Source organism: Mucilaginibacter sp. L3T2-6 (assembly GCF_030519355.1).
Lineage (GTDB): Bacteria > Bacteroidota > Bacteroidia > Sphingobacteriales > Sphingobacteriaceae > Mucilaginibacter.
This window is the reverse complement of the sequence record NZ_JAUMKC010000019.1, coordinates 79,977-92,976: the sequence shown is the minus strand read 5'-3', so window position 1 is coordinate 92,976 and position 13,000 is coordinate 79,977. Positions and strand designations below refer to the sequence as shown.

The following is a 13,000-nucleotide window of genomic DNA, read 5'->3' as shown; positions in this document are numbered from 1 at the left end:
ATTACTTTTGGTTTTTTCAGGAAAGTTTTAGCTCGATTTAAACCCAGTCGCATTTGTTGGAATGAAGATAGGAAAGTTATCAATTATTATCCCGGCTTACAACGAAGGTAATACCATACATTTAATTTTAAATAAAATCAAAGCTGTTGATCTGATTGAAGACATCCAAAAGGAAGTTATCATCGTTAACGATTTTTCTAAAGACAATACCGAAGAAGCCATTTTTACCTATCAACGCGAAAATCCGGAATTACCCATCAGCTATTACAAGCACGAATATAACAAGGGCAAAGGCGCCGCCCTGCATACCGGTATTGCCAAAGCTACCGGTGAATATCTTATCATCCAGGACGCCGATTTGGAGTACGACCCGGCCGAATACAACGACCTGTTAAGGCCAGTGTGCGCCGGTTTTGCTGATGTGGTTTACGGCTCGCGCTTTATGGGCAGCAACCCGCACCGTATCCTGTTTTTTTGGCATACCATTGGCAACCGCTGGCTCACGTTTGCGTCGAACATGTTCAGTAATTTAAACCTGACTGATATGGAGACCTGCTATAAACTATTCGATACAAAAATGATACAGTCCATTAAACTCACCGAGCAGCGTTTTGGGTTTGAACCGGAAGTAACGCAAAAGGTAGCGCGCATTCCCAAAATACGTATTTATGAGGTTGGCATATCCTACTATGGCCGCACCTATGAAGAAGGAAAGAAGATAGGATGGAAGGATGGCGTCCGCGCAATTTACTGTATATTGAAATACGGGCTGTTTAAAGCCAATTGATAATCATTTGTTTCATGTGTTCCACATGTCCCTGGTTCTATCCCGCCTTTACTCCGCGCTTAATTCCGCAAAATATTTATGGAAGAGCGGAATGGTTTCAATCCCTTTGTAATAGTTAAAGATGTCGTATTTTTCATTTGGCGAGTGGAGTGCGTCGCTATCCAGCCCGAAGCCCATCAAAACAGTTTTTATACCCAGCTCTGCTTCGAATAAAGCGACAATAGGTATGCTGCCACCACCGCGGGTTGGTATAGGTGCTTTGCCGAAAGATTCTGTAATTGCTTTCTCAGCAGCACGATAAGCAATGCTGTCAGTCGGTGTTACAACGGGTTCGCCGCCATGGTGTGGCTTAACAGTCACCTTAACCGATTTCGGAGCGATGCTTTCGAAGTGTTTGGTAAACAATTCTGTAATCTCGTCCGAAACCTGATTGGGCACCAGCCTCATCGAAATTTTTGCGAAGGCTTTAGAGGGCAATACGGTTTTTGCTCCTTCGCCTGTGTAGCCTCCCCAAATACCGTTTACCTCGAGGGTAGGGCGGGTTCCGGTGCGTTCAAAGGTAGTGTAACCTGTTTCGCCCCAAAGTTCGGTCACATCAAGATCCTTTTTATATTCATCCTCGTCATAAGGCGCATTGTTTATCGCTTTACGCTCGGCTTCGGTTAATTCAATTACCTTATCGTAAAAGCCAGGGATGGTGATATGGTTATTCTCATCATGCAGCGAGGCGATCATTTTTGCCAGGATGGTTGCCGGATTGGCTACTGCACCGCCATAAACACCCGAATGCAGGTCGCGGTTAGGACCGGTTACTTCTACTTCAAGATAGGAGAGGCCGCGCAGCCCTGTCTCCAGCGATGGGTGCTCCATACTGATCATAGCCGTGTCTGATATGAGCACAACATCAGCCTTTAGCCTTTCTTTATTTTGCTTTACAAAAATACCCAGGTTGTTTGACCCCACTTCCTCTTCACCCTCGATCATAAATTTGATATTGCAAGGCAAAGTGTTGGTTTGCATCATGAGCTCAAAGGCCTTAACATGCATATAGAATTGACCTTTATCATCGCAGGCGCCACGGGCATAGATCTTACCGTCACGAACAGTGGGCTCAAAAGGAGGGGTTTTCCAAAGTTCCAGCGGATCCGGCGGTTGTACATCATAATGGCCGTAAACCAATACTGTGGGCCTGGAGGAATCAATTATCTTCTCGCCATAAACGATCGGGTAGCCGGCCGTTTGGCATACCTCAACCTCATCAGCACCGCTTTCCCGTAGTTTTTGTGCTACAAATTCTGCCGTTTTTAACACGTCAGCCTTATATTTAGGGTCTGCGCTAACAGACGGAAAACGGAGCAGGGCAAAAAGCTCATCCAGTAAGCGTTCCTTGTTTTGATCGATATAAGCGGTAATATGCTGCATGGTTGATAATTTGAAGCAAATATAGCAACGGAAGTATAAAAGGCGAACCCTGGGCAGGGAAAGATTAAAATATCCGGCAACAATACCTTTTTGAGTTAGAGGACTCAATTTGCCGATCAGCCACTTACGGCTTTTGAAGTGTTCGTCCGTTCGCTAAAGCGACACAAATTAAAACAGATAAGACAATAAATGTAATTGCCTGCGCAAAAAAAAAAACAGCCCCGGAAATTGGAAGCTGTTTTGCAATATTGGTTAAAGATATACTTCAGTATAAAATTCAGACAAAATACAGCCATTAAGGCTAAAAATAGCCAGCTAAATGCTGTATGATGGTGCTTAAAACTTAAGCTAAATCTGAACTGCCGGTGTTGTGCTTGTCTAACAAGTCAGAGCTGCCAGTATTGTGCTTGTCTGAAAAGTCAGAGCTGCCGGTGTTGTGCTTGTCATAAGCTAAATCCGAGCTACCGGTATTATGCTTGTCTAACAAGTCAGAGCTGCCGGTGTTATGTTTGTCTGAAAAATCAGAGCTGCCGGTATTGTGCTTGTCGTAAGCAAAGTCAGAGCTGCCGGTATTGTGCTTGTCATACAGGTCAGAGCTGCCGGTATTGTGTTTATCGAACAAGTCAGAGCTACCGGTGTTGTGCTTGTCTGCAAAATCAGAGCTACCAGTGTTGTGCTTGTCGTAAGCGAAGTCAGAACTGCCGGTGTTGTGCTTGTCGTACAAGTCAGAGCTACCGGTGTTGTGCTTGTCTGAGAAATCAGAGCTGCCAGTGTTGTGTTTGTCGGCAACAACCTGATTTGCAGTTACGTTTTTAGCGTGCATAGAGCTTGAGAGAGATGCCGCGCTTAAAACTACTACTGCTGAAAATAATAATTTTTTCATACTGAGTGTTTAACGATTTTGTTTAAAATTTAATGATATGCTAATTTATTGTATGCTAATTATGCTGATAAATTAGTTGTATCCACGCGTATCTTTTTAATAGATTTTGCGTACAAAGCGTAGAAAACACCGGTATGGAGGGCTAGCAGCAAGGCTTTTTTAACGCCTCAGGAAGCAATGGTAAAATGGTTTTCATTCTCACAGTTTTGCCGGCCACATTTGTATGGAGACGACAAAACACCCGAACGAAATAACTCGTCCGAATGAAAAATACCATTGTTTCAAAGTGCTAATTCCAGGAAGTTAGTATTGATTTTAGAACAGAGCATACATGTTGGCAAAACGCTAAATAGCTTTACCCAAAACCCCTCTATCAATCTGACTTCGATGTCAAATAATTTATCAGCCTCAAAAGTATATAATACTTTTTAAAAAAACAAATAAAGTGGCGATTTTTTTAATTGAAACGATTATTATTTTCAATGCCGATTAATTGAAAATAAAATATAACCCTAATTCACTTTTGAACGTAATAGTCCCTGATGAACAAATTCCTGTTACTTGTCTTCAGTATTTTATTTGCAGGCATGGCTTTTGCCGACGGCACAAAGACGCTTGCTGCAGATGATACAACCAGCGTAATACAGCTGAATAAGCAGGGGTTTGACATGCGTTTGACCAGCCCTGAACAAACCATCGCCGATGGAAAGAAAGCCCTGGCAATGGCGAAAAAGCTTAACTATGTACCCGGCATGGCTGAGGCTTACCGTGTAATAGGCATCGGTTATTATTACCTGGACGAATCCGTAAAGGCAATAAATAACTACCTCACGGCCCTAAATTATTTCCAGCAGCTTAAGGACCTGGCCAGCCAGGGTAAAGTTTATAATAATATAGGTAACCTCTACCGCTATACCGATTACGATCTCTCCCTGGAGTTTTTTAATAAGACCCTCGTTATAGCAAAACAGCTTTCTGATGAGGCACTGATGGCCGGTGTGTACAACAACATGGGTACTGTTTATTACCATAAGAACAGCTTTAACCAGGCGTTGATCTATTACGAAAAAAGCAGTGCCCTTTATAATAAACTAAAAGATTCTACCAATATCGTTCAATTGATGCAAAATAAAGGCCTGATGTACTTCAACCTGCATCAGTACGACAAGGCTGAGGAGTTATTGCTGAAAGCAAATAAGGCGGCACATCAGCTGGATTTGAATGAGGTAGTTGCCGGTATCGACCTGATACTTGCCGAACAATACATCGCTCAGGAGAAATTTGCGGAAGCTAATAAAGCCATTGAAGAGGGCACTGTGTACGCAGGTATGATAAAAAGCGATAAGATGAAGTCGGATTTTGAGTATACCAGCTACCAGCTTGAATCCAAACGCAAGAATTACGAAAAAGCCTTGCGCTATCTGCGTAATATCTACACCAAAGACAGTCTTAACTTTAAACAGGGCGCTTCCACGCAGATAAAAATGATGGAGGAGCAGGTGAAACAGCAGGATGCTCAACGAAAAACTGAGATATTACTGCAACGCCAGGCTAACGACCGTATAAAGTTTTGGGCCGTTACCATTGTAGCTGGCTTATTACTGGTGCTGGTAGGCTTGTTGGTAAGCAACGTAAAACGCAAAGCCAAAACCAATGAGCAATTATCTACCCTCAACGACGAGGTATCGCGGCAGAAAGATAACCTGGACCGCATCAACCATCACCTTGAAGAAATAATTGATGAGCGTACCAAAGATCTGCAGATAAAAAATAAGAAGCTTTCCGAATACTCTTCATACCTGTCGCACCAGATACGCGGACCAATAGCCACCCTTAAAGGGTTAATGAACCTGGAAAAAGAGGGCCTTGTTGACCAGCCAGAGTGTATCCGCATGATGAACAAATGCGTAGGTGAGATCGATAACAAAATCATCGAGATGAGCGACATGCTGCATGATCCGGTGAAGACAAGCCTTTGAGTCGATAGTCGATAGTCGATAGTCCATAGTCCATAGTCCATAGTCGATGGTCGAAAGCCGGAAGTTCATAGTCTATAGTCGAAAGGCCATAGCCTATAGCTGTAGTGTTGGTGTATGCACCAGGGTTTTACTGTTTATCCTGATATATTGCGGAGACCGGGCCGCGCTTCTGCAAAACTATGGGATGATCTATATATAGGGATCAAAAGAATGGCTTGTTTAACAGCAAGTGTATATTCACCTGCTCGTGAGCCTTAAAATTTAACAGCAAGTTATCGTTTAATTATAAAATAAACCCCGCCCTGTTATACGGCTAATGGCAGGCTACTATGTATCTGGGCTTCAATTAAACCAAGATAAAGACAATACCAGGCTATCATATGCAGGATCAGCAGTTCACGGTGCTGATTGTAGCCTTTAGTTTCAAATGCAAGCATTTCGCCGTTCGCGTCAACAAAAAACCTTTTTTCGCCTTTTAACGGACCGATAGTCGATTGAAGCAAACGCACAACCTTAACTTTCAATTTGCTTGAAGGGTCGTGGATAGTACCGTCTTGCGCCGTACCACTGTTTGGGATCGATATCAGGTAGTTTGCCATGGCAGATAACTGTTGATGTGTTTAGGTCGCTGCAATTATTACTCCAAAAAACGCAGATAAATTAATATCATGCCGAATTTTGGAGTAATATAGTGGGTAGGGTATGAATGAAGTTAAAAGGAAAACAAAACAAAGGTGTTCTAAACGCCTGATAGTTTAGACATTAATGTAATGTTTAATGAACAGTGCTTGTAGAAATTACGCCATAACAGGTATCCTGTTCCTTAGTTCTTCGTAAAGTAAAATCACTTTTCGCTGCAGGTTTGCAATTTCGGCCTCGCGGTCCAGTATCTTTTTCTCTGCAATGCTCAGATGAGAAACCTGTGGTTCTGTATCTTCAGCATCCAATGCTAAAAGATTCACCACGTTGATTTCGTAAATGTTGGCGATCTGTTCCAAACGCGACAAATTAATGTCGGTTACACCTGTTTCGATTTTTGAGAATGCAGGAATGGAAATGCCCAAACGATTTGCGACATCTTCCTGGCTCCAGCCGCGCTGATGACGTACGGTGCGGATGTTCTTGCCAACAGTTTTGTTGGTTTTCTTTTTAAGGTTTTCAGTCATGAGTTTACTCGATAGTTTAAATTATAGAAATGGATTTAAGTAAACATTCAAACCTTATGCCATATTAATTAATGGGCAATACGCATTTGCTAAATGATTTAATAATTAACCGGGTGGGAAAACTGGGGAATGATTTCTACAGAGGTAGGAAAAAAATTGCTTAATTGTTAACTATGCGAAGCTTCGCGAATTTTAAAAGCAACTGCTTTTGGCCAATTTCCTTAAAGAAGATGGTAGCCTTTATATCGGGTTTATTCCCTTCAAGATTAATCACCTTCCCGAACCCGAACCTTTCATGTTCAACTTCCATACCAACCTGTAAGTTTGATGTGTCTGACGGTGCAAAACCGGCGCTTGGCACATGTGCTTTAGCTAATATAGATGTAGTTTTAACAGGAGGGGCCTTCGGTTTGGAAAACGTATCGGCAGATGGGCGATTACTGCCTTGTGAACCCGGGCCGCTGCTCCAGGCCTTGCGCTCATCTGCAAAAAATGGGTTATTGCTGCTGGTTGGGCGCGCAGTGAAATCAAGCTCCAGGTATTGGGCGTCAATTTCGTCCAGAAAACGGCTTGGCTCGCAGTTTATCAGCGAACCGAATTTAAAGCGGGAGGTAGCATAGCTTAAGGTAAGTTTATTTTCAGCACGGGTAGTGGCTACATAAAACAACCGGCGTTCTTCTTCCAAATCGCTGCGCGAGTTAAGCGACATCTGCGACGGGAATAAATTCTCTTCCAAGCCCACAACGTATACCTGCGGAAACTCCAATCCCTTGGAAGAATGAATCGTCATCAGCGATACCGTATCGGCGTTTTTGTCCTTGTCGTTATCGTCGTTGGTGAGCAGGGCCACATCCTGCATAAACACATCGAGGCCTTTTTCTTCAATGTCCTCGCGCTCCGAAAACTCCTTGATACCGTTCAAAAGCTCCTGAATATTCTCATAACGGTTCAAACCCTCTACCGATTTATCCTCATACAAGTCCTTCAACAAGCCGGAGTGCTGCGCTATATGCAGGGCCGCTTCATAAGCGCCTAAGTTTTGCGTGATCACCTGGAAGCTCTGGATCATGGTGGCAAAGCCGTAGACTTTGGCAGCTGTCCGTCCGTCCAGGTACTTCTGTGCGTTGATGATCACTTCGAACGAGGTAATGTTATTAGCCCCCGCTGCTACAATTAACTGATCTACCGTAGCGTCGCCAATACCGCGCTTGGGGTAATTGATAACGCGTTTTAATGCTTCTTCATCGGCAGGATTGAAAGTGAGCCTGAAATAAGCGATCAGATCCTTAATTTCCTTACGCTGATAGAAGGACAATCCTCCGTATATTTTATAAGGCGTGCCCTGCTTGCGTAAAGCCTCCTCCATGGAGCGCGACTGGGCGTTGGTGCGGTACAGTATGGCAAAGTCGTTCCATTTAAGGCCTTTGGTACTGCGTTCCTGCATAATAGCTTCGGCCACCAGCTTGCCTTCCTCGTTATCGCTGTAGGCACGCATCACCTTTATCTTATCACCCTTCTCTTTTTCGCTGAACACGCGCTTTTTCAGCTGCTCTTTATTATTGGCAATGATGCTGTTAGCCATATTCACGATATTTTGCGTAGAGCGGTAGTTCTGCTCCAGTTTAAACACCTTCAGATCCGGGTAATCCTTCTCGAAGTTCAGGATGTTCTGTATGTTGGCGCCCCTGAAGGCGTAGATACTTTGTGCATCGTCGCCCACCACGCAAATATTCTCGTTCACTGCAGCCAGTTTCTTTACAATCAGGTACTGCGAAAAGTTGGTATCCTGGTACTCATCCACCATCAGGTACTTAAACTTATGCTGGTATTTGTTCAAAACTTCAGGGTGGGTTTTCAGCAGCTCGTTAGTTTTAAACAGCAGGTCGTCAAAATCCATCGCACCGGCGCGGTAGCAGCGGGCAACATAATTTTGGTAGATGGCGCCCATCAGGTTCCTGCGGGTCTCGATATCATCGGCCTGTATCTGCGGGTTCTGCTGGTATTCCATCCACGATACCAGGTTGTTTTTGGCTGCCGAAATACGGTTGAGCACAAAGTTTACATTGTACAGCTTATCGTCGAGGTTCATCTCTTTAATAATGGCCCTTAAAACGCTTTTACTGTCGTCGGTATCGTAAATGGTGAAGTTGTTCGGGTAGCCGATCTTGTCAGCCTCAACCCTCAGGATCTTGGCAAAAACGGAGTGAAAAGTGCCCATCCAGATGTTTTTGGCATCCGGGCCTACCAGGTTAGTAATACGCTCGCGCATTTCTTTAGCCGCCTTGTTGGTAAACGTAAGCACCAGTATATTAAAGGCATCCACGCCGCTGCGTATCAGGTGCGCCACGCGGTAAGTGATCACGCGTGTTTTGCCCGACCCTGCGCCTGCAACAATCATCACCGGTCCGTCAATCTGCTCAACAGCTCCCCTTTGTTCGGGGTTCAATCCCTGTAGGTAGTCCAATATTCTTTTCCTCTTTTCTGCAAGGCGAAATTAATCGTTTTAGGCGAAAGCAGAAAGGGCGGAGGCGGAAAGGTTATTAACAGTGACGGCGTGAGCCGGCGAAAGGTTAAAGGTAAAAGCTGTTGGAGAGGACGATTTGTTGTACCCGGAATTATCTGTTAAAACATATTTCGCCTGATACGGGTTTAACTAACCGGTACCCTTAAAAATTTGGGCCATAATACTTTATAGTGCACATATACGTTTGTTTAGTTCCTGTTACTTATTTAGTGTTTATTACTTTGTTACGCATTCGTTGGGTTGGGGCATGTGGACCGGCTTATTATTACAGAAGTATCATTGACCGTTTAAGGCCGGTTAGTATCCCGTTAAAGTTAGCGGGCTGCCTGTGTTTGTGCCTGTTTGCCTTAAACACCGCCGCACAGCAAACCGACACCATTAAAGACGCCGCTGATACCGTTAAAGTAACCACCATTACCGGGCGGGTTTATGATGCTGCAACCGGCAGGCCGCTGGTGTATGTTACCGTAGGTTTTACCGGCACCATCTACGCCGTCAGTACCGATTCGCTGGGGAGATTCCGGCTGAGCAAGCCCGGCGCTTTTACAAAGGTTACCTTCTCGCAGGTGGGGTACCAGCCGGTAACCAAAGTAATTAAACCGGAGCAGGTTAACGAGTTGAATATAAGCATGTATGGCAGTCAGACCCAGCTAAAGGGCGTGCTGATCACATCAGCCAGGAAACAAAAGTACCGCAACAAGGATAACCCTGCAGTTTCTCTTATCCAGCAGATCATTAACCATAAGGCCGAAAACCAGATGGAAGCAGCCGCCTACTTGCAATATAACCAGTACGAGCGCACCGGAATTTCCTTTTTCGACCTTTCGCCAAAGTTTGTTAACGGTAAGTTTTTTAGTAAGTACCGGTTTATGCTGGATACGGTGACCGATGAGAACGGTAATAGCAAAACCCTGCTGCCCGTTATCGAGGGCGAAAAACTGTCGGAGATTTACTACCGCAAACAACCCGAAAAAAAGATACAGGTGGTAACTGCCCAAAAGCAGGTGAACATTATTAAGTTTATTGATACCGCCGGGCTTAACGTATATGTGAACCGACTGTATGGCGATAATCCCGACATCTACCAAAACAACCTCTTTATCATTAATAAGCAGTTTTTAAGCCCCATTGCCGACCACTCGCCCAATTATTATAAATTTTTTATAGTTGATACCATCAGCACACCTGCCGGTAAGCAGATTGAAGTTGCCTTTACCCCGCGTGTGAAGGGCGATCAGCTATTTGAAGGAAAGCTGGTGGTTACGCTCGACGGGCATTACGCCGTTACAGCCTGCGAGATGAACGTGAATAAGGATATCAACATCAACTTTATGCGCAGTATGCGGATACGGCTTGACTTTGCGCACCAGCCCAACGGCAGGTATTACCTTACCAAAAGTGATGTTACTGCCGATTTCGGTATCTCCAAAACAAAAGGCTGGGGAGCCATGGGCCAGCGAACGGTGAGCTATACCAACTATAAGCTGGACGCCCCGCAGCCCGAAATGTTTTATGACGGAAAGCCCCTGCAAATTGCGCCGCATGCCAACAATGCCGATACTGCTTACTGGGCCGCGCATCGTACTGACACGCTGACCCCGCAGCAGAAACAGGTTTACGGCAAAATGAACAGGCTGGCACAAATGCCCTCTTACAAGCGTACCATGTGGTGGGCAGCTACCATTATTGGCGGATATGCCGATGCAGGCCAGGTGCAGATAGGCCCGGTAGGCAGGTTCTTTTCGTTTAACAGCCAGGAGGGCATAAGACTTGAAGGCGGGGCACGCACCACGCCAAAGTTCGACAGTACCTTTTATTTGCAGGGATACGCCGCCATCGGCACAAAGGATAAAAAGGCCAAGGTGGACGCCGTCGGCTATATCTCGCTCAACAAAACTTCGCCTTACCGTTTCCCTAACGACTACTTTAAGGTGAGCTATTTATATGATGTGGATGTGCCGGGGCATACCTTTTCCATCACCAACAGGCAGGCTGCTTTTACCTCGTTCCAAACCGGAAAGACCAATTACTGGCTTTACAGCGGCATTTTCGAGCTGCAATATGTAAAGGATTTCGAGAACCATTTCTCCTGGAACGTCGCCTTTAAAAACTGGAACCAGTCGCCGGCGGCGCAGCTGGTTTACCAGATGAATGATGCAGCCGGAACCATGGTGCATAACCTTACCACCAGCGAAATTGACGTACACCTGCGCTATGCCCCGCACGAAATTATATTGCAGGGCACCGAGCAACGGCACTTCGCCCACGGCAAATACCCCATTTTTGACCTGCAGCTTAACCGCGGCATTAAGGGCTTTATGAACGGTTCCTACAGCTATACCGACATCGGGCTTAACCTGTACAAACGCTTTTATTTCGGGCAGTTTGGCTTTGCCGATGTTACTGCTATCGGCGGGTATGTGCAGGGTAAAGTGCCTTTTCCGTTGCTGAACATCAGCCCGGCTAACCAGTCGCTGGCCTATGAGCGCGATTTTTATAATGGCATGAACTATCTTGAGTTTGTGAGCGACCATTATGCAGGCATCAACTTTACCCAAAGCTTCAACGGCTTTTTCCTGAACCGCATACCGCTCATCAAACGCCTGAAGTGGCGCGAATACCTGTCGGCCAAAATTTTGTATGGCGGCCTGCGTGCCGAAAACGACCCAACCCAAACCGGGGGCCTTTACCGCCTGCCGCCAGCCACCAACGGCGCTTATGGCACCTACGCACTTGGCAGCACCCCATACGTTGAGGGCGGCGTAGGCATAGGCAACATCTTTAAGTTTTTACGGGTGGATGTCATCAGGCGCTTCAACTACCTCGACCATCCCGGTGTGTCGCGGTATGGGGTGAAGTTCAGCTTCCATCCGGATTTTTAAATCAGGAAAAAAGGAGAGAGACAGTGTAATATTTTCGTTTCAATATACAATGGCTTATCGGATTGTTATTACAAGGAATCGTTTGTGCGACTAACCGGGAACTATCATACTATTTTTACACTACAGTACTTAAATAAACGCTGCTGTTATATAAAACCCGGCCCATTTTGCTTTAACTTAGGTTGCCGGTTGATCCTTTTAATCCTTAACTAATGAAAAAGCTTAAATTACTGATGCTTGCCTCAATAAGCATCATTGCCCTGAATGTATCCGCCCAGCAAATTACAGACAGCCTATACCAGGTAAAAGGGTTTGCGATAGCCGCCCCCCGGCCAAACGGTGTCGCTGATTTTGTGAAATTTATAAATGAAGAACTGGCCCCGCGCAAGGTGAACACGCTGATTCTTCGGGTGGATTATAATTATGAGTTTAAAATCCATCCGGAACTGCGCGACTCTATTTGCCTTTCAAAAAAGGATGTCAAGAAGATCGTTGCGGCTTGCAAGGATCATAACATTGCCATCATTCCCCAGATTAACTTATTGGGTCACCAATCATGGGCAAGTAAACTAGGTAGTTTATTAAAAGTATATCCTGAATTTGATGAGACCCCGTGGATAAAAATGCCGGCCACGCCTGCCGAATACAAATGGCCCAATGCTGACGGTTTGTATTGCAAGAGCTATTGCCCGCTGCACCCCAGTGTGCATAAAATTGTTTTTGATGTGATGGATGAGGTGTTAGATGCGTTTGAGGCAAAGGCCTTTCATGCAGGCATGGATGAGGTTTTTTACCTGGGCGAGACTAAGTGCCCTCGCTGTGCAGGTCGCGACAAAGCTGTTCTGTTTGCTAATGAAGTGCAAACCATCCGCGATCACCTCGCCGAGAAAGGGCGTGAATTATGGATATGGGGCGACCGCCTAATAGATGGTCGTACTACCGGCATAGGCCAATGGGCTGCCAGCTATAACGATACCTGGAAAGCTATCGACATGATTCCCCGGGATGTGGTGATTTGCGACTGGCAATACGACCGCGACAATCAAACCGCGGTGTATTTTGCTATGAAGGGGCTGCGTGTCGTTACCTGTGCATGGAATCGCCCGAATGTAGCCTTAAGCCAGGTGGATAACTTTTACAAATCACGATTAATTTCAGGCAAAGAAATGAAGCCGCGTTTTTATGGCATTGCCGAAACTATATGGTCGACTACGCCGCAATTCCTGGACGGTTATTACGGGCGAACCGTTGCCACCCAAAACGGCGACAATACGCCCTGGGATACTTTTAGGGTAATGTTTGCAAAAATGGCGGAAGCCGAGCAAACAGCGCAAGCAACTACCAAACAATGATGAAG

General features: G+C 45.4%; 9 protein-coding genes. 4 read left to right on the top strand and 5 right to left on the bottom strand.

The window, feature by feature from the left end; all coding sequences use genetic code 11:
- The first annotated feature begins 61 nt into the window (after positions 1–61).
- Positions 62–787, top strand: coding sequence for a glycosyltransferase family 2 protein (locus Q3W13_RS19195; protein ID WP_302866541.1), 726 nt, complete (start codon positions 62–64; stop codon positions 785–787).
- Positions 788–835: 48 nt separating this feature from the next.
- Here Q3W13_RS19195 and Q3W13_RS19190 read toward each other — a convergent pair whose 3' ends face one another.
- Positions 836–2,209, bottom strand: coding sequence for a dipeptidase (locus tag Q3W13_RS19190; protein ID WP_302866538.1), 1,374 nt, complete (start codon positions 2,207–2,209; stop codon positions 836–838).
- Between the two features lie 343 nt (positions 2,210–2,552).
- A complete protein-coding gene (locus Q3W13_RS19185; RefSeq protein WP_302866536.1) occupies positions 2,553–3,092 on the bottom strand; it encodes a hypothetical protein in 540 nt (179 codons plus the stop codon).
- A 542-nt stretch (positions 3,093–3,634) separates the two neighbouring features.
- On the opposite strand from Q3W13_RS19185, the gene Q3W13_RS19180 reads away from it, so the two are divergent.
- Complete coding sequence (locus Q3W13_RS19180; RefSeq protein ID WP_302866535.1) at positions 3,635–5,071, top strand: tetratricopeptide repeat protein; 1,437 nt, start codon at positions 3,635–3,637, stop codon at positions 5,069–5,071.
- Positions 5,072–5,376: 305 nt separating this feature from the next.
- On the opposite strand, the gene Q3W13_RS19175 is transcribed toward Q3W13_RS19180, so the two are convergent.
- The 3 genes from Q3W13_RS19175 to Q3W13_RS19165 form a co-directional block, all read right to left on the bottom strand.
- A complete protein-coding gene (locus Q3W13_RS19175; protein ID WP_302866533.1) occupies positions 5,377–5,670 on the bottom strand; it encodes a hypothetical protein in 294 nt (97 codons plus the stop codon).
- Positions 5,671–5,868: 198 nt separating this feature from the next.
- Positions 5,869–6,237 (bottom strand): helix-turn-helix domain-containing protein, encoded by a 369-nt coding sequence (locus Q3W13_RS19170; protein ID WP_302866531.1) that lies wholly within the window; start codon positions 6,235–6,237, stop codon positions 5,869–5,871.
- 160 nt (positions 6,238–6,397) lie between these two features.
- The gene (locus Q3W13_RS19165; RefSeq protein ID WP_302866529.1) at positions 6,398–8,701 is read right to left on the bottom strand and encodes an ATP-dependent helicase; all 2,304 of its coding nucleotides are present in this window, start codon (positions 8,699–8,701) and stop codon (positions 6,398–6,400) included.
- A 281-nt stretch (positions 8,702–8,982) separates the two neighbouring features.
- Between Q3W13_RS19165 and Q3W13_RS19160 the strand changes: the two genes are divergently transcribed.
- Positions 8,983–11,643 carry a DUF5686 and carboxypeptidase-like regulatory domain-containing protein gene (locus tag Q3W13_RS19160; protein ID WP_302866528.1) on the top strand — a complete coding sequence of 887 codons (2,661 nt, stop codon included), beginning with the start codon at positions 8,983–8,985 and terminating at the stop codon, positions 11,641–11,643.
- A 212-nt stretch (positions 11,644–11,855) separates the two neighbouring features.
- The gene (locus Q3W13_RS19155) at positions 11,856–12,995 is read left to right on the top strand and encodes a family 20 glycosylhydrolase (RefSeq protein ID WP_302866527.1); all 1,140 of its coding nucleotides are present in this window, start codon (positions 11,856–11,858) and stop codon (positions 12,993–12,995) included.
- Positions 12,996–13,000 lie beyond the last annotated feature (5 nt).